Raw genomic sequence first — 23,762 nt, forward strand, 5'->3', positions numbered from 1 at the left:
TCCTTTCCTTATGTGTAAAAATAAAAATACCCTTCATGCAGAATCTGCGTTCTGCATAAAGGGCGAAAAGTTCCGCGGTACCACCTTTGTTTCTCACTTTGTCACTGCTGCCGCTTAAGGCAACAGCTGTCTCCTTAACGCGGATCAGACGGGAATCCTTACTTTATGTTGGTCCGGCTCGCAGGTTTCGTTTCGAAACACTCTGCGTTCCAGACATGATTCAGGATTCCGGCTCTGAAGCTACCTTCCGTGCGTGCCCTCTGAAACCATCTTCCAGCCATGGATAGTTCTCTCTGACAGAAGCTTACGACATACTCCTCTTCTTCCCAGCCTGTTTGCATATCGTGAATATTTTAAAGCAAAGAGCGCCAAGTTGCAAGGGGTTTCAGGAAAATTTATGATTCTTTTCATTTTTGCAGCGGACAACACACTCCTTTTTATAGCAGGCAATACCATTAATTCTAAATTAATTTTGAAAAATTGTATAAAAAGTGTTGACAATTAGAACAATACGAGTTATACTACGTAAGCACTGTTGAGTGAGACATCACTCAGACAGAAAATATGGGGTCTTAGCTCAGCTGGGAGAGCATCTGCCTTACAAGCAGAGGGTCATAGGTTCGAGCCCTATAGGCCCCATACCAATGAAATATGGCGGAATAGCTCAGTTGGCTAGAGCACACGGTTCATACCCGTGGTGTCGAGAGTTCAAATCTCCCTTCCGCTACTAAATCAGGCAGTCTGTGTAAAACAGATTGCCTTTTTCTTTTTTAATCGCATGCTGAAGCAAAAACAGGCAAAAGCAGCCACTTATATGACTGCCCCATCTTTCACTCCAGCACAAACTCTACAATCCGCTCTCTCGCATCGTTTCCATCAAACAGCTCCCGGCAGTCAATTTCATCCGCAAACACCAGCTCGTCCACGGTCATCAGATACGCCAGATATTCATCCGATGGATAATAGAAAAACAGCCGGATCTCCCGGGGTACTTCGTACCAGGAATCCAGAATCCGCCGGATCACTTTCTGCAGCAGTTCCACCGAAAACGGATTGAAAAAATATGCCCGGTTCACTGCGTCCGGCACCGGGAACTCACCTGCGTCCGCCAGAACAAACTCTGTCCTGCCGCCGGATACGGCTGTCTTTTGATTCTCTGCAGCTGTCTCATAAATCCGCGGATCATACTCCACACCGATGCTGTGACAGCGTGTCTGATAGGAAAGATAACAGTCCACCCGTCCTTTGCCGCAGCCATAGTCTAACAGCGTATCCCCTTTCCGTATCCGGCCACTGTTTGCAAGACGTTCTAACACGGCATACGGAGTTGGCTCATAGGGATAACGGTACTGGTCTGCATTGGAATCATCCCGGCCCAGGGTCTTAATTTTCAGGAGACGGTCCCACTGTTTCTCTTCCTGTTCCATGTTTCTTCCGCGCATGATGTTTATGACCAGCCCTTCCACACTTCCGGCTGATAGCCAAGCGTTGACTGCTTTCCGTTTCGTACTACCGGAGTTTTGATCACCTGGGGATTTTCCAGAATTTTCTCCAGTTTATCCTCCGGCGCCAGATAACGGATCAGAGCCAGAGTATCCTGATCTTTCGCGTCCGGGTTCAGCATAGCCTCCACACCGCCGTTTACCTGTGCCACAGAATTGAATTCTCCCTTGCTCATTCCCTTTTCCTTCATATCAATAAACTGGTATTTAATACCGCGCTCCTTGAAAAAACGCTCCGCCTTGCGGGTGTCACTGCACTTTTTTGTGCCAAAAATCTGTATGTTCATTCGTATATCCTCTCCGTTTCTCCAGTTCACATGGCCAGTAATCGCCCACATCCAGGCCCTGTTCCGTCAGCCACGCATCTTCCGCCGAAATATAACGCTCATTTCCTTTTTCGTCCGTCAGGGTAACCGAAACCTGCAGCCGCTGTCCTGGCAGCCTTCCCTCACAGCCATACTCTCCATCAAAAATATGCTTGATTTTCCACATGATATCACTTGTACCTCTTTTCCTTCCAATCACTTCACTCTTTCACAGTATAGCGAATTATCTGTCTCCTATCAAGAATATTTCAATTTGACATCCCATCTTTCCACCGCTATAATCGAGTTGCAGTTTCCGCTTCAGGAACACCGAATGCGGCTCCTGCCAATACTTCCAGAGATAAGGAGTTCCCACATTGATCACGATAGAAAAAAAGCTCCAGCTTCCCGACACCTACCCATTAGAGCGGATCGGGAAACTGGATGAGCTTCTCTTTTTTGATATTGAAACCACCGGTTTTTCCGGTGACCGGTGCCAGCTGTATCTGATTGGCTGCACCTATTATAAGGATAATACCTGGAATCTGATCCAGTGGTTTGCCGATACCAAGGCGGCTGAAAAAGATCTGCTGGATCACTTTTTTGATTTTCTGAAGCAGTATAAAACCGTAGTCCACTTTAATGGCGACGGCTTTGATATTCCGTTTTTACAGAAACGCTGCAAACATTTTGACCTGCCCTGCGGATTTTCCGGAGTTTCCAGCTTCGATATTTATAAAAAGATAAAACCGTACCGGAATCTTCTTGGTCTGGACAATTTGAAGCAGAAATCCATTGAACAGTTTCTTGGTATCGCCCGGACAGACAAATATAACGGTGGACAACTCATAGAAGTTTACAAGGATTATCTGATGACCCACGAGCAGAACTTATATGATCTTCTCATTCTGCACAACGAGGATGATTTAAAAGGCATGCCTTCCATTCTTCCTATTCTGAATTATCCGGATTTCCTGGAACATCCGTTCACACTGTCCGACCAGGAAATTGTAGATGAACCAGACGCAAACGGACACTTCCGTCATCTTTTAAAGCTGACCTGCAAAAGCTTTTGTTCCATTCCGGTCCCGGTAAAAGCGTCCATGGCTCCGGCACGCTGCACGATGGAAAAGGATCAGATCACCTTCTTCGTGGAACTGACAGAAGGAACGTTAAAGCATTTCTATCCCGACTATAAAGACTACTACTACCTGCCGTTTGAGGACCGGGCCGTTCACAAAAGCATCGGCTTCTGCGTGGATAAGGATGCCCGGGTAAAGGCCACCGCAGCCAGCTGCTACACTAAGACCACCGGCTTTTTCCTGCCCCAGTTTGAGGATATCTGGGAGCCGGTCATGAAGCAGGAGTACAAAGACAAAATGCGCTATGCGGCGCTAGGCGATGTATATCTGGCCGATCAGGCTGCCCTGCAAAAATACACAAACGCCATTCTGGCGTATTTAAAATATAATATTTACTGAATCTCCAACATTTTCTGTTTGATTTTCGGCTCTATCTCCATAAAGCATTCGATGAGGATCGGGTTAAAGATTCCGCATTCACCGCCGAGGATCATCTCAATGGCGCGCTCATGTGTAAATCCTTTTTTATAAGCGCGCTCACTGATGAGAGCATCATAAACATCGGCAAGGGATACAATCTGGGCGGAAATCGGGATCTCGTCTCCAACCAGTCCGTCCGGGTACCCTCTGCCATCGTACCGCTCATGATGCCAACGGCAGATCTGATAGGCAATATCGATCAGCGGTTCCTCTTTATATCGCTCCATCTTGCTCAGCATAGAGGCACCGATCAGCGTATGTTTTTTCATCTCATTAAACTCTTCTACGGTCAGTCTTCCCAGCTTGTTCAGGATTTTTTCGTCAATCCCAATCTTTCCGATATCATGAAACGCTGATGCAATGGAGATTCTCTGACACAGCTCCGGCGTCAGGCGGTACCTGTCCGTCTTTTTCAGGATTTCCTCCAGAAGCATCTCCGTCAGCACTTTGATATGAAGCACATGCAGACCGCTCTCGCCGTTTCTGAATTCCACAATCTGGCTTAAGACTTCTACCATCATCTGGTTATTCTTTTCCTTCTCATGGATCTGGTCAGACACCAGTGCAGTCAGACGGCGCTGCTTTGCGTACAGCTTTATGGTGTTAAATACCCGCTGGCGGACCACGTGATTGTCAAATGGTCTGCTGATATAGTCCGCTACTCCAAGCCGGAAGGCCCGGCGGATGCAGGCGTCAGACTCCTCACTGGAAATCATGATAACCGGAATGTCTTCAATCCACCGGTTCCGATTCATGTACGTCAGTACCTCAAAGCCATCCATGACCGGCATGACAATATCAAGAAGAACCGCTGAAATTGCCTTTCCGTACTGCATTAAAAGCTCCAGACACACCCTTCCATTCTCAGCTACAATGATGTCAAAATTATCCTCCAGCATGGTGATCAGGATTTCCCGATTCATCTCAGAATCATCTACTACCAGAATTTTCTGTTTATGGACATCTCCGCCGTTCTGATTCATCCCGTTCTCTCTCTGTCCCACCACAACCATATTCTTGTTGTTCTTTGCCTGATACATGAAATGATCCGCTCTGGCAACTGCGGCTTCAATTTTCTCATTCTGGCAAAGGGTACCGCCTATGCTGATGGAAATCTGCAGCTTTGTATATCCTGGGATATTGGCCTCATGTACCCGCCGCTTAATCGTCTGAAGCTTTTTATGAAAAACTTCCTCCGTGACATCCGGCATCACGAGCAGAAATTCATCACCGCCAAACCGGACCAGGCAGTCTGATCTGCGTGTATTCTTCCGAATCACATCTGCAACCGTATGCAGAGCCATATCGCCTGCGTTATGCCCGTATGTATCATTATAGAGCTTAAAGTCGTCCAGATCGATCAGGGCAATTCCGGCAGTCCACTCAAGCACTTTCATCTCATCCTCATAATAGCGGCGGTTATAGGCGTCCGTAATGACATCCTTATAAAGTTTATCATCATAATGAACAAACAGATCCACAAGCTTTTCATGGTTCATCTGACCAAACGACCATTCATGGTCCAGACGGCGGATAAGCTCCATCACATATTCTTTTCCGCCAATCTTAACATAACGGGCAATCAGCTGGTAAAGGCTGCTGTCAAAGACCTCCAGTTTTCCGCGTTCCGTTCTGCTGATGGCTGCATTTGCAACTACGCAGTTCTGACACTGCTGTTCCATCTCCGGGAAATTACAGCCCCCGCACGTATCCAGATATTCTCTGCAGGACTCCCGGATATGGTCTGAATCTTCAGCCGGGAACAACCGTACTGTATGAAACACCTTTTTGAAATTTTCTATTTCTTTTTCGGCCTGTCTGACCGTCATCTTTTCGTCTGCTGCCATATATGCTTCTCTTTCCTGTTTGCCGGATCTGTTTCCGTTATTTTCCTAATCTGCATTTCATAGTATATCTATGATATCATTTTGTTTGAAAAATAACAACTCGATAATCCATCATGTTCCGACACGATCCGACAAATTGTAACTGTCGCTTACACATTGCGCATAACGCTTATCCCCGGTGAACCGCCTCGCACATATCCTTCACATAAGCCTTGACCTAATCCGGCGCATCCGCCTCATACTCCTTTTTTTCCTCGAACGGCACATCCGGCAGGATCAGACCATCCATACCTGTCACTGCCGGATAATGCACGGATGTTTGCCTCCTGGATCACCGGTCCTTCCGCAGTCGGATCAGAAAACGGAATGCCAAGCTCAATTAAGTCTGCACCAGCCTCTTCCATGGCATATACAATCTTTTCCGTTACCTCTAAGGACGGATCTCCGCAGGTGATGAACGGGATAAATGCTTTTCCTTTTTCAAAGGCCTCCACAGCCTCTTCATCGGTAATGGCTACTACATACCGGGCACACCATGCTGTCCGGCTCCGGTCTCGGCAATCACTCTGGTCTTCCCCATTTTCTTTGCCAGAAGCATCTGGCCGATGACGTTGTTGATCTTGTGGGCACCGGTGTGGTTCAGATCCTCACGCTTTAAGTAGATTTTTGCTCCACCCAGGTCCTTTGTCATGCGCTCCGCATAGTAAAGGCGGGACGGTCTGCCTGCATATTCATTGAGCATCGTCGTCAGTTCCCGGTTAAATTCCGGATCGTCCTTATAACGGTTGTATGCTTCTTCCAGTTCGATTACTGCATTCATCAGAGTTTCCGGAATGTACTGACCGCCATGAATTCCAAATCTGCCTTTGCTCATCGTGTTTCCTCCTCATAGTTGAATTTTCTCGAAAGAAAATGAAAAATCCCGGCATAACGTTTTCACGCCATGCCGGGACGAATGTGATCGTGGTGCCACCCGATTTTTACAGCCAGTGCCATCTTCCCTCGTGTCTGCTCTTTGCTCTCCGAAATCTGTCGGTTAAACAAAAAGCAGATACTCCACATCGGAATATCTGCCACCAATCTGTCTCATATCCAGGTACGGAAAACGGTAACTCCTGTTTTCGATACCCGTATCCATTAACGCTGGAACACGGCCTCAGCTACTTGCAAAGCGTTCGCCTGGCGTCTCACAAACCCATTCCAAAAAAAGCTTCATACTGCCTTCCACCAACCGGCAGCTCTCTGTGATGTCACCTCAGATGTACTCTCTTTGATCATCGACTTTCGAATGTTTTTTGACTGATTTTAAATTAGTACAGAGCAAAGAATCTGTCAACTGCTAATTTTATCTTTTTTTGTTTCAAACTTTGCTCCGGTCAAAAGCAAAACCGGAAAAATCAAAGCTGCCAGAATTCCTGCCTTTAAATTTCCCTTGCACATTCCAGATACCATTCCAACCAGAGTCGGGCCTCCCGAGCAGCCGATATCTCCGCCTAAAGCCAGAAGCGCAAATAAAGCAGTTCCTCCTGCCGGCAGCGCCTTTGATGCTCTGGAAAAGGTTCCAGGCCACAAGATTCCAACAGACAGACCGCACAGAGCGCATCCAGCCAGACTTAAAACCGGAACCAGCATAAATACCAGGCACAGATAGGATAAGATACACAGAACGCTGCTAACAGCCATGAAACGATCCAGATTTATTTTTTCTCCATAGTTTCCATAAAAAGCGCGGGAAGCTCCCATCAGGAAAGCAAATGCCATGGGGCCCGCCAGGTCTCCTGCTGTTTTGGATATTCCAAGTCCTTTTTCCGCAAACAGAGAAGCCCACTGGCTGACAGACTGCTCACTGGCACCCGCGCAGATCATCATCACAAATAAAAGCCAGAAGGTACGGTTTTGAAAAAGCGTTACTATGGTCATTCCCTCTTCTCCTTCCGGAAGTACCGGCGCAATGGGAACTCTGGTAAAGATCAGGGCGTTCAGAATGGGGATCACAGCCCATAAAACCGCCAGAAGTTTCCAGTTTTCAATCCCGGCAAGTTTGAAAAAAATGCTTGAGAAAAGTACCACACCAACATGTCCCCAGCAATAAAAGGAATGCAGCATACTCATGGTCTTTTCTTTGTGTGTGGAGGGACAGGCCTCCACAACAGGGCTTACCAGCACCTCCAGAAGTCCGCCTCCCACAGCGTAAACAATGACCGAAATTAGGATTCCGGCAAATGGGTGTCCCATCCGCTCTGGCAATACCGTCAGGCAGATCAGGCCCAGGGCTGACAAAATATGGGCCAGGACCATGGAGGCCCGATACCCCATCCGGTCTACAAAAGCAACAGAAAGCAGATCTGTCAGAAGCTGAATTCCAAAATTAAACGTCACCAGCAGAGTAATCTGCTGCAGCGGAATGTGATACGTACGCTGAAAGGTCAGAAATAAAAGCGGCGCAAAGTTATTTACAATGGCCTGGACAATATAGCCGGTAAAGCAGGCCCGCATGGTGCTGTCATAAGAATATTTCATATTCCGTTTCTCCTTTTCCTGTTCTATATTGGATTATATCGTAATATTAAAAATATTCATTGGATAAAATCATATATTTATTGTATAATATCACATAACAAATGTATGTAAGCCAGTAAGTTAATGAACACATCCATAATCAATGCCCTATGGAAGGAGCCATTTATGATATCTTCATGTAAAACAGTAATCCAGACAGACGAATCCTTCCGTGAAACCAGCCTGCACGGAAATCCAAGGTATCCTTTTGCCTTCTATCTCGAAGATATTTGGGATTTTGACTTTCACCGGATGGACTGGCACTGGCATCAGGAACTTGAGTTTCTTGTGGTTCAGGAAGGCACCGTTCACTGTTCAGTCGGAATCCGACAATTTGATCTGGAACAGGGATATGGCCTGTTTATCAATCGCAGTATTCTTCACCGGTTTGAAGCAGACAATCATGCCATTATCCCCAACATTGTGTTTTCTCCTGTTTTTCTCGCCGCCGAGCAGACTGGGATTTATCAGGATTTCATTCACCCTCTTGTAAATGCCGCAATTCCTTTTCAGGTATTTTCTCCGGAAGTTTCATGGCAAAAGAATATACTGGACAATCTGGATTCTGTTTTTGAACTTCAGAAACAGCCGTCTTCATCCAGGCTTCTGACCATTAGCCTTCTTTTTCATTTATGGAATACTCTGTTTGAACATTTACAGGATATATCCGGAACTTCTGTCAGACGCACAGACATGGCCCAGACAAAACTGCAGCTTATGATGCAGTACATACAGGATCGCTTTCGTGACCCCCTCTCCCTGGACGAGATAGCCGCGTCAGCTTCCGTAAGCAAAAGCAGAGCACTTCAGATTTTTCAGGACCATATTCAGTTTTCTCCCATTGCCTATCTGATCTCCTACCGGCTGCAGCGCGCGGCTTTTCTGCTCTCAGAAACAGAAAAACCCATTTCCTCCATTGCGGAAGAAACAGGTTTTTCTGATTCCGGTTATTTTTGCCGGACATGGAAAAAGCATTACGGCATGACGCCGAAGGAATATCGGAATACACACCGGTAAACTTTACTCTCCAAATACAGCCTTGTAGTCTGCCTGGAATTTTGCAATACCCTGATCGGTCAGCGGGTGCTTGGTCATCTGCTCTAATACCTTGTACGGTACGGTTGCGATGTCAGCGCCAGCCTTTGCGCAGTCGATGACATGGATCGGGTTGCGGATGCTTGCTGCGATGATCTCGGTCTCAATATCGTGCATCATGAAGATCTCGGTGATCTCGTTGATCAAGTCGATACCCGGCATGGAGATGTCATCCAGTCTTCCCAGGAACGGGGACACGTAGGTTGCGCCTGCTCTTGCAGCCAGCAGAGCCTGTGCTGCGGAGAAGATCAGGGTTACGTTGGTCTTGATGCCTTCTGCGTGGAGAACCTTAACAGCCTTTAAGCCCTCTACGGTCATCGGGATCTTTACAACCATATTCGGATGGATGGCTGCGATCTCGCGGCCTTCTTTGATCATGCCCTCTGCGTCGGTGGTGGTAGCCTTTACCTCACCGCTGATCGGTCCATCTACGATGGAAGCGATCTCTGCGATCACCTGGTTGAAATCACGGCCCTCTTTTGCGATCAGGGACGGGTTGGTGGTCACACCGCAGATAATGCCCATATCGTTTGCTTTACGGATCTCGTCTACATTTGCGGTATCTACGAAAAATTTCATGATTTAAAATTCCCCCTTGGATTAATTATTCTATGGAAATTGTAAGCCCTGTCCACATATTTTGCAAACAGATTTTACTTTTTCGTACAATTTTGTCACAGTTCATACGAACTGCAACGGATTTTGTTACTTCTTCTGTCCGTAATACGCGTTCGGACCATGCTTTCTTAAGAAATGCTTGTCCTGCATGCACTGCGGTGTGCGGTTGTCCGCATTCGGATTGATGAGCTCGGTCATGAAATTCATCTTGGCGATTTCTTCCAGCACAACTGCGTTGTGTACGGCTTCTGCGGCGCTCTTGCCCCAGGTGAACGGGCCATGGTTCTTGCAGAGAACAGCAGGAACATACATCGGGTTTTTACCCTGGAAAGTCTCTACGATGACAAGACCGGTGTTCTTCTCATAGCCTTCCTCGATCTCCTCTGCGGTTAAGTTTCTTGCGCATGGAATCTCGCCGTAGAAATAGTCAGCGTGTGTAGTTCCGTAACATGGAAGCCCTCTGCCTGCCTGTGCCCATGCGGTTGCATGTGGGGAATGGGTATGAACGATACCGCCAATCTCCGGGAATGCTTTATAAAGCTCTACATGAGTCGGAGTATCGGAGGACGGGTTCATGGTTCCCTCTACACGGTTTCCGTTTAAATCCATGACAACCATATCTTCCGGTTTCAGCAGATCATAATCTACACCGCTCGGTTTGATCACGAATAAACCGCTCTCCCTGTCGATTCCGCTGACATTTCCCCAGGTGTAGGTAATAAGACCGCGCTTCGGCAGCTCCATATTTGCTTCATATACCTGCTGTTTTAATGCTTCCAGCATAACTGTTTCCTCCCTGATCTGATTTTATTTTTCCGGCATGGTCTCCACTGCTGACCGCTCAATCGGAAGACCTGCGTGATAGCGTACCATAAACTCGTCAAAGCCCTTCACATCCTCTGCATCCGGCTCCATAACTGTTCCGTGCTGACCGCCGAATACCTTCTTCTCCAGGTAAGCATCCAGGCTCTCACCTTCCGCCTTCCATACGCGGTAAGCGGCAAGAAGTGCTGCGCCCCATGCACCGCCCTCGCCTGCGGTCTCCATAACCTCCACCGGAACTCCGGCTGCGGCTGCCATAATCTTCTGGCCTACGCCTTTGGTCTTAAACAGACCGCCATGACCAAGCAGGACATCCAGCTTTACCTGTTCATCGCGGAACAGGATATCCAGACCAGTCTTTAACGCGCCAAGGGAGGTATACAAATGGGTTCTCATAAAGTTAGCCAGGTTGAATTTGTCGTCCGGACGGCGTACGAACAGCGGGCGTCCCTCTTCAAAACCGGTGATGTGTTCGCCGGAGAAGTAGTTGTATGCCAGCAGGCCGCCACAGTCCTTGTCTCCCTCCAATGCCTTATTGTAAAGGACACCGAACAGGCGGTTCATGTCAACCTCCATGCCCATGCTCTCCATAAACTCTCTGAACAGACCGACCCATGCGTTTAAGTCGGAGGTACAGTTGTTGCAGTGTACCATGCCCACCAGATCTCCTGCCGGGGTAGTCACCAGATCGATCTCCGGATGTACCTTCTTTAACTCTTTCTCCAGGACTACCATGGCAAATACGCTGGTACCTGCGGATACGTTGCCGGTGCGGACCTTTACGCTGTTGGTGGCAGTCATACCGGTTCCTGCATCGCCCTCCGGCGGACACATCGGGATGCCTGCTTCCAGGTTGCCGCTCACATCCAGGAGTTTTGCGCCCTCTGCTGTTAAGCTGCCTGCGTCCTCTCCTGCTACCAGAGCCTTCGGCAGGATGTCGCGCAGCTTCCAGGAGTAACCCTTGTCTGCAACCAGCGCATCGAACTTCTCTACCATCTTCTGATCGAAGTCATGAGCATGGATGTCTACCGGGAACATACCTGCCACATCACCAATGCCAAGCACCTTCTGGCCGGTGAGTTTCCAGTGTACATAACCCTCCAGAGTGATCATGTAATCAATATCCGGTACATGAGCTTCCCCATTTAAAATTGCCTGATACAGATGCGCAATGCTCCAGCGCTGCGGGATCGGGTACGCAAACAGCTCCGTCAGTTTTTCGGATGCCTCTGCGGTGATGGTATTTCTCCAGGTGCGGAACGGAACCAGAAGTTCTCCTGCCTTGTCAAATACCATGTAACCGTGCATCATGGCACTGATGCCAATACCGCCAACTGCATGTAAGGTCTCACCGTACTGGTTTTTCACATCCGCTGCCAGCTTTGCATATGCGTCCTGGATACCAGTCCAGATATCTTCCAATGTATAAGTCCATATGCCATCCGTCAGGCGGTTTTCCCAGTCATGGTCACCGGATGCGATCGGTGTATGGTCCTCTCCCACTAAAACAGCTTTGATACGGGTGGAGCCGAACTCGATACCGAGGGCAGTCTTCTTTTCCCGGATCCACTGTGCGATGGTTTCTTTGTTTGCACTCATGCGTATGATCCTCCTTGCAATTCTGTTATTCTATGTTCAGTTTACTACATTATCACAAAACTGTCTCGTATTTTTCCTCTGTTTTTTGTATTCCTCTCACAATGTTGTATTTTATTTCCGTAATAAGCAAAATCCTGTCATCTTTTTCTGACAGGATTTTGTCTGTTTTTGCTAATTTTAACCTGGAATCCCGCCGATTATCTCAGTCATATTTCCGAAATCCAAGTACAAGTTTTGGGAGTTATTTTTTCTTTTTCATCATAGCCAGTACAGACTGGAGTACGATAAAGAAGCAAAGCAATGCTGCGATCGTGATTCTGGTCCACCAGGATGACAGAGTTCCCTGGAATGTAATAAATGCCTCGATCGTTGCTTTGATCAGAACACCAAACAGCGTTCCGAAGACATTGCCGACACCTCCGGTCAGCAGTGTTCCACCGATGACAGAAGAGGCAATTGCATCCATCTCAAAGCCTTTCGCCTGTTCTACGAATCCTCCCAGCGTATTTAAACAGAACAGAATGCTTCCGATTCCGCAGAGGAAGCCATCCAGCACGTATGCTTTCAGTTTCACACGGCGTACATTCAGTCCCATCATAAGCGCAGACTGCTCATTACCGCCGATAGCGTAGATGCTGCGGCCGAACTTTGTAAATTTCAGCATGATAAAGGCTAAAACAAGAAGGATCAGCGCGATCACAACCGTCGGATAGATATACGGATAAATCATGACACCCTTTTTATTCAGATATCCGCCAAATGGAAAATAGAGCTTCAGCTTTGCCCAAGCCATGAAGGTCTCATTGGTGATGCTGATCATGTCCTTGGAGATGATTGCCGTCATACCTCTGGCAAAGAACATACCGGCCAGCGTTACGATAAACGGCTGGATATCCATATAGGCAACCAGAAAACCCTGTACCAGGCCAAACACAATTCCGGTCACCAGAACGATCAGAACTGCCGGAACTGCACCGATGCCGCCTTTTTCCATCATCCATGCCAACATCATACAGCCCATTGCCACAAACGAACCAACACTGATATCAATACCGCCGGTGATCATAACGATCGTCATGCCGATACCGATCACGATCAGGCCGGCATTGGAAATAAACAGATTTAAAAAGTTCTGCGTCTTAGCAAAGCCCTGTGCATTAAAAACAACACAGCCGATTGCGTACATGACAAAGAACAGCACGATCGTGACCAGAAGCAGAAATGAATTCTGATTTAATTTCTTCTTTTCTTTCATGATTTATGCCGCCTCCTTTCCAGCCGTGCTCTGTTCTTTTTTCTGAACAAATGCTTTTCTCCATCTCGCAAAGCCCGGAGACTGCAGTGCTACGATGATGACTACAACAATTGCCTTATATACCGGAACCTGATCCGATGAGACATGCATCGCATAAAGGGTGGTCGTCAGTGCCTGGATCGTAAATGCACCGATGACTGAACCGGCCAGAGAGAATTTTCCGCCGCCGAGAGAGTTTCCGCCGATCGCTACCGCCAGGATCGCATCCAGCTCCATATTCAGACCGATATTGTTTGCATCTGCGGAATAGATACGGCTTGAAGCAATCAGTCCGGAAAGACCGGAACAAAGGCCTAAATACGCATAGGTCAGGAAAATGATCATCACCGATTTGATACCGACCAGCTGAGATGCCCGCTTATTGATACCAACCGACTGGATATACATGCCCAGTGCTGTCTTTTTCAGCAGGAGGGAGGTCAGCGCCACCACGATGACCGCCACAATAAACGGCGTCGGTACCGGGAAGCCCGGAAGGGAAGCGCCAAGCGTACGATAGCTGTCTACACGCACGTAGGTGATCTGTCCATCTGTGATCAGCTGCGCGATGCCTCGTCCGGCTGTAAACATGATCAGCGTTGCTACCATGGGCTGGATATTTAATTTTGCCACCAGAAAGCCGTTAAAGCAGCCGATTGCCGCACCGACTAACAAAGCCGCCAGAAAGCCGAGGAGCAGAGGATTTGCATAAGCCGTTGCCGCACGCTCCCCGCCGGTTAAGATATTGCAGCAGACCGCTGCACTGACCGCCATGATCGCTCCGACAGAAATATCGGTTCCTGCTGAGGAAGATACGACCAGCGTCATGCCGACTGCCAGGATCACCAGCTCTGATGCACGGTTGATGATATCGATCAGATATCCGTAAAGAACGCCATTTCGGATTTCAATCGCAAAAAAGTTCGGTGTCGTGATGATATTTACCAACAATACCAGCGCAAGGCAGAAGATCGGAAGAAAGAGCCGCTGCGATGTAATTTTCTTAAACGTCATATTTTTCATAGTTACTGTCCTCCTGCAATGGTTGACATGATGGTGGACTGATTCATCTCGTCATTGGAAAGCTCTCCGACCTTTGTTCCGTCACGCATGACAACCATGCGATCGCAGGTGCGGAGCATCTCCTCAATTTCCGAAGAAATAAATACAACCGCCATGCCCTGTTCCGCCAGCTTGACCACCAGCTTCTGAATCTCCGTCTTCGTACCGACATCAATACCACGGGTCGGCTCGTCGAGGATCAGAAAATCCGGATTTGTCAGAAGCCACCGTCCGATGATCACCTTCTGCTGATTACCGCCGGAAAGCGATTTGATCGGTGTCTCGCGGCTGGCTGTCTTGATCTGGAGCATCTCGATGTACTTATCCGTAAATTCTTCCTGCTGTTTCCGGCTTAAAAGGTGAAAGATACCGCGTTTTGCCTGAAGTGCCATGATCAGGTTTTCACGAACAGACAGATCGGCGATAATGCCCTCATTTTTACGATCCTCCGGCAGATATGCCATGCCTGCATTCATCGACATGAGCGGATGACGGGCTGTAAGCGTTTTTCCATTTACTTTCAGCTCGCCTTCATCCGGTTTTTCCGCTCCATACAGGACACGGACGGTTTCGGAACGGCCGGAGCCGAGAAGACCGGTAAAGCCAACGACCTCTCCCTTATGAATAACAAGATCAAAGGGTTTGATGTAACCCTTCTTTCCAAGTCCGACTGCCTTGATAACGACATCGTCATCACCATGCTTTTCTTCTGACCTGGAATTCTTGATCGCAGCCAGATCATCAAAATCTTTTCCCATCATCTTTGCCACCAGCTGGACTCTCGGAAGCTCTGCCGTTGTAAACTGGCCAACCAGCTGTCCGTTTCTCAATACCGTAATCTTGTCACAGACTGCATAAACCTGTTCCAGGAAATGCGTAACAAAAATGATGCCGACACCTTCTGCTTTCAGGCGACGCATCAGAGTAAACAGCTTTTCTACCTCTCCGTCATCCAGAGAAGAAGTCGGCTCATCCAGAATCAATACCTTCGCAGACATATCCACTGCACGTGCGATCGCTACCATCTGTTGGATCGCGATCGAATAATGATCGATCGTCTGTGTTACATCTGCATGTATGTCAAGGTCCTGCAGCAACTTGCCGGCCTTTTTATTCATCGTTTTCCAGTCAATCAATCCGCCTTTTCGCGGTTCACGTCCGATAAACAGATTCTCTGCCACAGTCAGGTTCGGACAAAGATTGACCTCCTGATACACTGTACTGATGCCCCGGTTCTGTGCTTCCTGCGGACTGCGGTTCACAATTGCATGGTCGCAGCCATCGATCAGGATCTCTCCTGTCTCAAATTCCTCTACACCCGTCAACACCTTGATCAGGGTAGATTTTCCAGCTCCGTTTTCCCCCATCAGGGCATGGATCTCACCTTTTTTTAAGGTAAAATCCACATTCTGCAGAGCTTTTACACCCGGGAATGTCTTATAAATATGCCTCATCTCAAGAACGGAATCCTTTTCCATAAAAGCTTTGCCTCCTTATTTGAAAAAAGAGGCACGGGGAAGGAAACCTAAGCCTCCGGCCCCGCGCCTCCTAAAAGCGATTGCCTGTCCGATTATTTGCAATTAGTACGCTCTTGTCTTTAAGATTTCTTCCAGATCCATGCTGGTATCGAAGTACGCCTCGTCTACGTACTGGATCTTCTCAACCTCTTCGCCCTTCTCCAGTTTCTGAATGATCTCAGCTACACGCGGGCCATGAAGCGGGTTGCACTCGAAGGTTGCGTTTAAATCACCTGCAATCATGGATTCAAATGCTGCCTTTACAGAGTCAAAGCTTACAACGATGATGTCGCCCTCCGGACCACAGGTCTTGCCTGCTGCCTTGATCGCATCGATCGCACCAAATGCTTCGTTATCGTTCTCACAGATTACTACATCGATATCATCGTAGCTCTTTAAGAAGGACTCCATAACTTCCTGTCCTTTTGCCTGGGTAAACTCACCGGACTGTCTGTCAAGCATCTTCCAGTTGGAATGCTCTTTCAGCTTGTTGTCCATGCCCTCGGTACGGCCAACCTGTGCAGATGCACCGATGGTACCCTGAATGGTAACCATATTGATTTCTTCGTCGCTGCGTCCCTGCTTCTCTAAATAATCAGCCAGCCAGTCACCGCAGGTTTCACCTTCTTTTACAAAGTTTCCGCCAACCCATGCCTCATACAGGCTGTCATCGGAAAGCTGCATCTGACGGTCAGAAAGAATAACCGGGATACCAGCCTCTTTTGCCTCTTCCAGAACAGTCTCCCAGCCTGTTTCAACTACCGGAGCAACTACGATGTAGTCAACACCCTGCTGGATAAAGGAGCGGATAGCCTTGATCTGATTCTCCTGTTTCTGCTGCGCATCATCAAAGATCAGCTTATAGCCGTTTTCTTCGGTAAAGGTGGATTTGAAGGATTCGGTGTTCGCGGTTCTCCAGTCAGACTCAGCACCAACCTGTGCATAACCAACCGTGATCAGTTCGCCGTCTGCTGCCTCTTTTTTCTCTTCTGCAGCAGCTGCAGTAGTTTCTGCTGCCTCAGCCTTGGTCTCTGCTGGAGCTGCTGTCGTTTTGTCAGCCGGATTGCTTGTACATGCAGTTACAGACAAAGCCATTGCGGTTGCTAAAGCTGCGGACATTAATTTTTTTCTCATACTGTTTCCTCCTTTAAGAACCAATCGATTTATTTTGTAAGCCCATTATACTAAATGCTCCGTCATTTTCATACGGAGCATCTTTGGAAAAAGGTATGTTATTTTTTACCATTTCAGATTCTTTTTTGTACCCGATATAACCGCTGCGGCACAAAATACATTTTTTTATGATAATGTTATGAATTCTTTCGATTTCCCAGATAAATCTTAAAGCAGGTACCGATATTTTTTTCTGATTCCACTAATATTTCTGCCTGATCTCCATAGTAGATCCGCACTCGCTGCGCAACATTGTGCAGTCCGAATCCGCCATTTCCGATCGGCTGCAGTTCCTCTCCCGGTTCCAGTCTGAGTTGTTTTCTTACTGCCGCAAGCTCGGTCTCATCCATGCCGATCCCGTTATCCTCAATCTCAAAAACCAGCCCGTTGCGGTCCTCATAGCCGCGAATCAGGATACAGCCGCCGCCCCGCTTATTTTTAATGCCATGATAAAGAGCATTTTCCACGAGCGGCTGCAAGAGCATCTTCAAGACAATCCTCCGCCGGATCGAAGGTTCAATTTCGATCGAATAATCAAGGATATCCTCATAACGGATTTTCTGGATTTTTAAATAGCTTCGGATATGAGACTCCTCTTCCTCTATCGTAACAAATTCCCGTCCTCCCGAAAGGACCGTACGGAAGAAATCGCTCAGGTCGGTTGTCATCTCAACCACCTGACGATTGTTTCCGCCTTCCGCCATCCAGACAATGGAATCCAGTGTGTTATAGAGAAAATGCGGACTGATCTGCTCCTGAAGGAGCCGCAGCTCCAGCTCACGCAGATTTTTCTGCTCCTGTCTTGTCTTATCCAGAAGACGGCGGATACGGTCACTCATCTGATTGAAGGCCTGCGCCAGAACACTGATCTCCTCCAGACCTCCTGTCCAGGCCCGCGCATCCAGATTTCCGCTGCCGAGCTGTTCCGCAGTCTGTCTCAGTTCCCGTAATGGATCTGTGATCGATCTTGTGATTGCCGCGGAGCAGCAGCTTCCGACGATCAGTACCATTGCCAGAAGGGCCAGATATCCCTGCATCCGGTCCGCCATTTTCAGCTTCAGTTCATTCTGCAGATGCTCCATATTGATGGTCTCATAATAGATATACTGTGTAATATATTCCTGGATCATGGAACAAAGTCCCTGGATATCATTCTCCCAGATACTGACATTTTCATCGTATTTTCCGCCTTCAGCGGAATTCGCGATCATTTTATCCACAGCCCGCTCCAGCGAATCCAGACACGACAGGATGCCGCGGATCTTAATATCACAGTCTGACCCTGCTTCCCGGTCGATCGTTTTTTCAAAGGCCTGTCTTGCCGACGCGATCAGGCTATGTGGATTTTTGACAACAGTCGCATACTTGGTCGTTCCCTCCACAATATCTCCGTTTTCAAACTGCCCGGCATCGATCAGACCGATCATAACCCGATACATCGAATATTCCATATCCGCTTTAAAAGACAGATTATAATTATTCGCGATCTTCAGATTTTCCATGATTCCGTCGTAGGCGCCGGAATACGATTCGAACATATTCTGTATTCCCAGCACCATGCCGGTAAGCGGAATTGCAATGACAAACAGGAGAAAAATCAGCCGCGCGCGCAAAGACAGGACCGCTCGTTTTCGATTGGTCTGTTCCGGTCTGAGCGTTCGGATCTCATTTTGTTCTGTACATTCTTTTATATCCATATTCCCCCTCAGCTTTATTCCTGACGAAGCTGACTGGCCTTATAATCCTTTGGTGACTGGCCCATAGCTTTTTTAAAGGCGGCACTGAAATAATGAGCGTCATTGTAGCCAACCTGCTCTCCGATCTCTGCTGTACGGTAAGAAGTACACTTAAGGAGCTCACATGCACGCTCCATGCGCACCTGGGTCAGATATTCCACAAAATTCTGCCCGGTTTCCTGCTTAAAGATTGAGCTGAAATAGCTTGGACTGACTCCGATATGTGCAGCAATCTGGTTCAGAGAAAGGTCGCCCTGGTTAAAATGCTCACGTATAAAATTCTTTGCATCCCGGATCACACTTCCGTAGCGATCCTGTGAAACACCGTCTCTCGCCTGCAGCGCAATCCGGAATTCTTCCTTGAGATACTCCTTTGTCATTTCAACATTTCCTATTACCTTCGGAACCATCTGAATGTTGACAGCCTGCTCCGGAATATCGGACAGCTCTGCCTTAATTCTTTTTAAGAATTCCTGTATACAATAGAAAATATCCATGGTCATATACTGCCGCAGAAGCAGGGACTGATAATTATGTTCTCCGATTGCTGCGAAATACTCCTCCACAAATGCATCACATTCATCGACAGAGCCAAGCTTGAGAAAATCACTGACAAGCTTCCTGTCTACGCCCTTATAGTCTGTCTGATCCAGAAACTCTGTGTACTTTTCATAACTGACAAAATAGCGTTCCAGAAGCCTGGACTTTTCCTGCTCCTCTAAAATTGCGTCGGCCGCCTTGCGGAGGGCCTCGATCAGACCGGCGGAAGTAACCGGCTTTAACAGATAATCATTGATCCCGATCTTGATCGCTTCTTTCGCATATTCAAATTCATTGTAGCCGCTGAGGATAATGATCTTTGTCGCGGGAAGTGCTTTTTTCACCAGCCTGCTCAGCTGCAGCCCATCCATAAACGGCATTTTAATATCCGTTACCAAAATATCCGGCTTTGTTTTCATGATCAGCGGGTATGCATATTCCCCGTCCCCTGCTTCTCCGACAAATTCAAAACCATTGGCATTCCAGTCTATATGATCCCGAATCCCACGCCGGATGATTGCCTCATCTTCTACCAGAAATACTTTTACCATATCGTTATCCCCCCGGATCCGCCTCTCATAAAAAACTTTAATCTATATTTATTTATATTAACCCATTCTGTCTAAAACCGCAAGAAAGTTTCACAATCAAGAAAGGGCAGGCTTACCATAGTCTCTACCCTATGGCAGCCTGCCTTTCTTTTCATTTTAATAATTCAATAATTTACTGGATAAACAATGTATTGACATCCAGGGGCTCATCAATCATGCCGGACTCCAGCATAAAATCTGCGGTTTTCTGGAAGCCTTCCTTGTCATCGTCGCTGATGTCCAGGGAGAAATCGTAGTAGCCGTACATCTCTTTGACAGCTTCCTCATCCAGATCCAGTTCCTTGGCCACGATACTTATGGTCTCATCCGGATTCTCTTTCATGAAGTCTGCGATCTCCTGCTGGGATTTCTTCAGCTGCGCAATAACTTCCGGATGCTCATCATAGAATTTCTGTGTGGTTGCTACTGCAATGATGGCTTTGATAAGGCCCTCACCGTCGGTTACCTTGTGGCAGCCCTGCTTCTCTGCGTTGTAAGCAGCTGCGCCTGCCAGTAAAGCTACATCTACGCTGCCGCCGTCCAGACCGGCTTTTGCATCCGGAATGCTCATATTCACGTAATTGACATCATCCAGGGTCATATCCGCCTGTGCCAGGTAAGATACTAACAGCTCATGCAGGTTGGTTCCGGTCGGGCCTGCAATGGTCTTGCCCTTTAAGCTTTCCGGGCTGTTTAAGGTATCATCCTTAGAATACATGCAGAATGCCTTCGGAGAACGGCTATACATATTTAATACCTTGATATCCGCGCCGTTTGCTGCAGACAGGATCACGGAAGTTGCACCAACTGCATACAGAACCTGCACATCACCAGATGCCAGCGCCTGAGTCTGGTCTGCTCCGGAAGTCAGCTCCGCGTAATCTGTGGTAATGCCCATCTCTCCGAAGTCCTTTGCAAAGATACCCTGATTCTTCTCGATGATGGTCGGTACGTTCAACGGGGAGGTAACGTAGGTAAATACCAGCTTGTTCAGATCCGATTTTGCTGTCTCACTCTCCTCTGCGGTAGTTTCTTCTACAGTGGTCTCCTCTGCCACGCTCTCAGCGGCAGTGCTCTCTGCCTCAGTCTCTTTTTGGGAGCTGCCGCATCCGGTCAGGGATGATACGGTCATGCATGCCGCAAGACCCAGTGCAATCCATTTTCTCATAATTGTGTTCCTCCTCTAGTTCATAAAATTTAAGTTGTTTATAATATCCCGTTTCAGGGAAATAAAACCGTCATTCAGGAGATTTCGCTCCTCTGCCGGTGTCTCCACCGGGTAAACTTTCTTCACCAGCCCTTTTTCAATGACCACGATCCGGTCTCCCAGAATCAATGCCTCATCAATGCTGTGGGTTACAAACAGGATGTTGCTGTGTTTTACCTTCTGCACCCGAAGAAGCTCTTTCTGCATCTGTTCCCTGGTGAAATAATCAAGAGCCGCAAATGGCTCATCCATCATGATAAAGTCCGGCTCGTAGGCCAGTGCCCTGGCAATGGCCGTCCTCTGCTTCATACCGCCGGAAAGCTGGGACGGATAAGCTTTCTCAAAGCCGGAAAGTCCCACGGTCCCGATCAGAGCCTGAATTTTTTCTTTATCCTGCTCCGCTTTTTTCAGGCCAAACACCACATTGTCCCAGACCGTCAGCCATGGCATCAGCCGAGGCTCTTGAAACACAAAGGCCGTCTTGTGATTTCCTTCCCACAGTACTTCTCCGGAGTCAGCCGCCTCCAGGCCACCGGTCAGCCGCAGAAGCGTAGTCTTGCCGCAGCCGCTCTGCCCCAGAATTACCGTGATCTGGCCCTGCGGAATGTCCAGATCAATGCCATTTAAAACCGGTACATTCCGGTCTTCCACCTGATAAGATTTCCGTATATTTTTCAGTTTAATTCCAGCCATTTTCTCCGGATCCTTTCAAAAAGATACTGATGAGCGCACCGAAGATCCGGTCCGTCACATAACCCACAACCCCAATCACCAGAATGCCCACAATAACCTTATCCGTGCGGGACATCTGCTGTGCAAAGAGGATCATATGCCCAAGTCCTGTGGATGCTGCCACCATCTCCGCACCGATAATGGCGCGCCAGCTGTAACCAAGTCCAATGCGCATGCCCACCAGAATATCTGCCATGGCGTAGGGAAGCACAATACGAAAAAACTTTTGTCGCTCGGAATATTCAAACACAGTGCCGACCTCCAGAAGCTTCTTGTCACAGCTGGTAAAGCCCTTTACAATATTTAAATACATTGGAAAGAACGAAGCCAGTACAATAATGACTGTCTTGGTAGTCTCCCCAATACCACACCACAAAATCAGAAGCGGAATCATGCTGAGAGGCGGCACGTTGCGGAAAAACTGGACTGCATGTTCATAGTAACCGGAGATTCCCGGAAACAGTGCCCGGAACATGCCAAGCACAAAGGCCAGCACAAAGGCAATAGCAAAGCCCTTCAGAACACGCAGGAAGCTGATGCCGATATCCCGTGCCAGTTCCCCACTCTGCAGCATTTTCAAAAAGCTGCGGAAAACCTTTTCCGGCGGCGGAAGAACATAGGCACTTAAAATTTCAGTCTTGCAGACCAGATACCAGATGACAAATACAATAACCACACCGGCCAAGGGCTGCGACCAGGATTTGATTGTCTTATTCATCGTACTCCATCTCCCATATGGCAGCCCTGACGGCAATAGAGAAGTTCCAGGAGCAGCGGACTGCGCTCTGTCCCAGCCGTATCCTCCTTCAACTTCCGTTCTCCTGACTCTGTGTCCTGATTTCCCACACCAGCAATTCCAGCCATCATCCTGTCTGCCGTTTTCTGCGCTTCCGACATTGCCGCGTTCTGCAGATACGCTTCGATTGCTTCCTGTCCGCTCAGACTGAGTACCGGCACTGACAACCCTGTAAAAAATCCCGGTGGAATCGGGCTGGCCTCCGGTGCCGGCTCCAATGTTTCTCCAAGTTCCGAAAGAAAGTCCTTCCAGCTCACAAAACGTGTCCGTGGCAGCTCCAGCGCATTTCCCTTCTCTGCCAGAATCCTGCACGGGGTCGTGATAATTTTTCCCCCATCTGCCAAATCCGAACGCGCACTCAGTTCTCTGGCGCAATGAATCAGGATTGGTTCAATATCAGCCACCTGAATGGAAAGGTTTTCTTCCTCATTATATCGCTCAATCAGATTCACTGCTTCCGGGCACCTGGCATCTGCCACGGTTCCATTGGCTTGCTCCATCCGTTCTTTGTACTTCTCCAGCACCATAGCGCCCCAATCCTCCCGGCAGCGCACTTGCGTGAGCTGATGTTCTGTTAAAATTCGTTTTAAAGCCTGCTCCGATACCATACGTTCTGATACCGGATTAATCCATAGGTATGTCAAATGATTCTCCCTCGCTGTGTTGTCTCTGTTGTCGTTGTTTCCTGTTTCGAACTCTGTAAATTTTTTTACAATTAGCGTTAGCTAACCAATGTCGAATAGCATACCAAACTTGTAGGAACTTGTCAATAGCAGAATTTCTCACTTAGAAAACACTGAGAAACATCCAATGGCGTTCCCACAACTTTCGCAGGATGTCATTTCCTGTAAAAAAAAATCCAGACATCTCTGTCTGGACCAATATGACCTCGCCGGGAATCGAACCCGGGTTTACGCCGTGAGAGGGCGTCGTCTTAACCGCTTGACCACGAGGCCGTATTAAATTTATGAGGCATGTACCCTCAAAACCACATATTGAATTTCATCCGTTTTCTTACCTAAACCGTCTTGGTTAAGCCCTCGACCTATTAGTGACAGTCAGCTACATGTGTTACCACACTTCCACCTCTGCCCTATCTACCTCGTCGTCTTCAAGGGGTCTTACTACTTGCGTATGGGATATCTCATCTTGAGGGGGGCTTCACGCTTAGATGCCTTCAGCGTTTATCCCGTCCCGACTTGGCTA

20 protein-coding genes, 3 tRNA genes, 1 rRNA gene, 2 pseudogenes and 1 other annotated feature are annotated in these 23,762 nt (G+C 48.0%); of the genes and pseudogenes, 4 read left to right on the forward strand and 22 right to left on the reverse strand.

What is annotated here, in order from left to right; genetic code table 11:
• Nucleotides 1–566 precede the first annotated feature (566 nt).
• Together ACMP1L_RS03610 and ACMP1L_RS03615 are read left to right on the forward strand one after the other, a co-directional pair.
• Nucleotides 567–639 (forward strand) — tRNA-Val (locus tag ACMP1L_RS03610).
• 14 nt (nucleotides 640–653) lie between these two features.
• A tRNA-Met gene (locus tag ACMP1L_RS03615) sits at nucleotides 654–727 on the forward strand.
• A 103-nt stretch (nucleotides 728–830) separates the two neighbouring features.
• Here ACMP1L_RS03615 and ACMP1L_RS03620 read toward each other — a convergent pair.
• The 3 genes from ACMP1L_RS03620 to ACMP1L_RS03630 are packed head-to-tail and all read right to left on the reverse strand — an operon-like array spanning nucleotide 831 to nucleotide 1,994.
• Nucleotides 831–1,427 carry an SAM-dependent methyltransferase gene (locus ACMP1L_RS03620; protein WP_178276258.1) on the reverse strand — a complete coding sequence of 199 codons (597 nt, stop codon included), beginning with the start codon at nucleotides 1,425–1,427 and terminating at the stop codon, nucleotides 831–833.
• A 20-nt stretch (nucleotides 1,428–1,447) separates the two neighbouring features.
• Nucleotides 1,448–1,789, reverse strand: a complete 342-nt coding sequence (locus ACMP1L_RS03625; RefSeq protein WP_418452030.1) for an arsenate reductase family protein — start codon at nucleotides 1,787–1,789, stop codon at nucleotides 1,448–1,450.
• The gene (locus ACMP1L_RS03630; RefSeq protein WP_418452031.1) at nucleotides 1,752–1,994 is read right to left on the reverse strand and encodes a hypothetical protein; all 243 of its coding nucleotides are present in this window, start codon (nucleotides 1,992–1,994) and stop codon (nucleotides 1,752–1,754) included. The genes ACMP1L_RS03625 and ACMP1L_RS03630 overlap by 38 nt, the downstream gene beginning before the upstream one ends.
• Before the next feature lie 190 nt (nucleotides 1,995–2,184).
• Between ACMP1L_RS03630 and ACMP1L_RS03635 the strand changes: the two genes are divergently transcribed.
• Nucleotides 2,185–3,288: a ribonuclease H-like domain-containing protein gene (locus ACMP1L_RS03635; protein WP_418452032.1), complete on the forward strand. Its 1,104-nt coding sequence runs from the start codon at nucleotides 2,185–2,187 to the stop codon at nucleotides 3,286–3,288.
• Here ACMP1L_RS03635 and ACMP1L_RS03640 read toward each other — a convergent pair.
• From ACMP1L_RS03640 to ACMP1L_RS03655, 4 genes and pseudogenes are all read right to left on the reverse strand, one after another.
• Nucleotides 3,282–5,216: a diguanylate cyclase domain-containing protein gene (locus tag ACMP1L_RS03640; RefSeq protein WP_418452033.1), complete on the reverse strand. Its 1,935-nt coding sequence runs from the start codon at nucleotides 5,214–5,216 to the stop codon at nucleotides 3,282–3,284. The genes ACMP1L_RS03635 and ACMP1L_RS03640 overlap by 7 nt on opposite strands.
• Nucleotides 5,217–5,451: 235 nt before the next feature.
• Nucleotides 5,452–5,728, reverse strand: a pseudogene (locus ACMP1L_RS03645) (tryptophan synthase subunit alpha); the annotation flags it as partial.
• A 17-nt stretch (nucleotides 5,729–5,745) separates the two neighbouring features.
• Nucleotides 5,746–6,090, reverse strand: a pseudogene (locus ACMP1L_RS03650) (pyridoxal-phosphate dependent enzyme); the annotation flags it as partial.
• A 70-nt stretch (nucleotides 6,091–6,160) separates the two neighbouring features.
• Nucleotides 6,161–6,503 (reverse strand) — a binding site (T-box leader).
• 45 nt (nucleotides 6,504–6,548) lie between these two features.
• Entirely contained in the window at nucleotides 6,549–7,736 is a 1,188-nt protein-coding gene (locus ACMP1L_RS03655; protein ID WP_418452034.1) for an MFS transporter, read from the reverse strand.
• Between the two features lie 165 nt (nucleotides 7,737–7,901).
• On the opposite strand from ACMP1L_RS03655, the gene ACMP1L_RS03660 reads away from it, so the two are divergent.
• A complete protein-coding gene (locus ACMP1L_RS03660) occupies nucleotides 7,902–8,792 on the forward strand; it encodes a helix-turn-helix domain-containing protein (protein ID WP_418452035.1) in 891 nt (296 codons plus the stop codon).
• A gap of 3 nt (nucleotides 8,793–8,795) precedes the next feature.
• Here ACMP1L_RS03660 and fsa read toward each other — a convergent pair whose 3' ends face one another.
• The 15 genes from fsa to ACMP1L_RS03735 form a co-directional block, all read right to left on the reverse strand.
• Entirely contained in the window at nucleotides 8,796–9,449 is a 654-nt protein-coding gene (gene fsa / locus ACMP1L_RS03665) for a fructose-6-phosphate aldolase (RefSeq protein ID WP_118733913.1), read from the reverse strand.
• Nucleotides 9,450–9,575: 126 nt separating this feature from the next.
• Nucleotides 9,576–10,271 (reverse strand): L-ribulose-5-phosphate 4-epimerase, encoded by a 696-nt coding sequence (locus ACMP1L_RS03670; RefSeq protein ID WP_177304482.1) that lies wholly within the window; start codon nucleotides 10,269–10,271, stop codon nucleotides 9,576–9,578.
• A 24-nt stretch (nucleotides 10,272–10,295) separates the two neighbouring features.
• Nucleotides 10,296–11,909 (reverse strand): xylulokinase, encoded by a 1,614-nt coding sequence (locus ACMP1L_RS03675; protein WP_177304481.1) that lies wholly within the window; start codon nucleotides 11,907–11,909, stop codon nucleotides 10,296–10,298.
• Nucleotides 11,910–12,150: 241 nt separating this feature from the next.
• Entirely contained in the window at nucleotides 12,151–13,164 is a 1,014-nt protein-coding gene (locus tag ACMP1L_RS03680) for an ABC transporter permease subunit (protein WP_118733916.1), read from the reverse strand.
• Nucleotides 13,165–13,167: 3 nt separating this feature from the next.
• A complete protein-coding gene (locus ACMP1L_RS03685; protein ID WP_118733917.1) occupies nucleotides 13,168–14,226 on the reverse strand; it encodes an ABC transporter permease in 1,059 nt (352 codons plus the stop codon).
• A gap of 2 nt (nucleotides 14,227–14,228) precedes the next feature.
• Nucleotides 14,229–15,743, reverse strand: a complete 1,515-nt coding sequence (locus tag ACMP1L_RS03690) for a sugar ABC transporter ATP-binding protein (RefSeq protein WP_177304480.1) — start codon at nucleotides 15,741–15,743, stop codon at nucleotides 14,229–14,231.
• A 102-nt stretch (nucleotides 15,744–15,845) separates the two neighbouring features.
• Complete coding sequence (locus ACMP1L_RS03695) at nucleotides 15,846–16,916, reverse strand: ABC transporter substrate-binding protein (protein ID WP_118733919.1); 1,071 nt, start codon at nucleotides 16,914–16,916, stop codon at nucleotides 15,846–15,848.
• A 176-nt stretch (nucleotides 16,917–17,092) separates the two neighbouring features.
• On the reverse strand, nucleotides 17,093–18,652 hold the full coding sequence (locus ACMP1L_RS03700; RefSeq protein WP_418452036.1) for a sensor histidine kinase: 1,560 nt from the start codon (nucleotides 18,650–18,652) through the stop codon (nucleotides 17,093–17,095).
• 14 nt (nucleotides 18,653–18,666) lie between these two features.
• Nucleotides 18,667–19,782 (reverse strand): response regulator transcription factor, encoded by a 1,116-nt coding sequence (locus ACMP1L_RS03705; protein ID WP_418452037.1) that lies wholly within the window; start codon nucleotides 19,780–19,782, stop codon nucleotides 18,667–18,669.
• Nucleotides 19,783–19,954: 172 nt separating this feature from the next.
• On the reverse strand, nucleotides 19,955–20,989 hold the full coding sequence (locus ACMP1L_RS03710; RefSeq protein WP_418452038.1) for an ABC transporter substrate-binding protein: 1,035 nt from the start codon (nucleotides 20,987–20,989) through the stop codon (nucleotides 19,955–19,957).
• A gap of 15 nt (nucleotides 20,990–21,004) precedes the next feature.
• Complete coding sequence (locus ACMP1L_RS03715) at nucleotides 21,005–21,721, reverse strand: ABC transporter ATP-binding protein (protein WP_118733923.1); 717 nt, start codon at nucleotides 21,719–21,721, stop codon at nucleotides 21,005–21,007.
• On the reverse strand, nucleotides 21,708–22,478 hold the full coding sequence (locus ACMP1L_RS03720) for an ABC transporter permease (RefSeq protein ID WP_177304476.1): 771 nt from the start codon (nucleotides 22,476–22,478) through the stop codon (nucleotides 21,708–21,710). Before ACMP1L_RS03720 ends, ACMP1L_RS03715 begins: the two co-directional genes overlap by 14 nt.
• Nucleotides 22,475–23,200, reverse strand: a complete 726-nt coding sequence (locus tag ACMP1L_RS03725; protein ID WP_147354311.1) for a hypothetical protein — start codon at nucleotides 23,198–23,200, stop codon at nucleotides 22,475–22,477. Before ACMP1L_RS03725 ends, ACMP1L_RS03720 begins: the two co-directional genes overlap by 4 nt.
• Before the next feature lie 240 nt (nucleotides 23,201–23,440).
• Nucleotides 23,441–23,512 (reverse strand) — tRNA-Glu (locus tag ACMP1L_RS03730).
• Between the two features lie 72 nt (nucleotides 23,513–23,584).
• Nucleotides 23,585–23,762, reverse strand: a 23S ribosomal RNA gene (locus tag ACMP1L_RS03735); the annotation flags it as partial.

This window comes from Ventrimonas sp. (genome assembly GCF_048380235.1).
Taxonomy (GTDB): domain Bacteria; phylum Bacillota; class Clostridia; order Lachnospirales; family Lachnospiraceae; genus Brotaphodocola.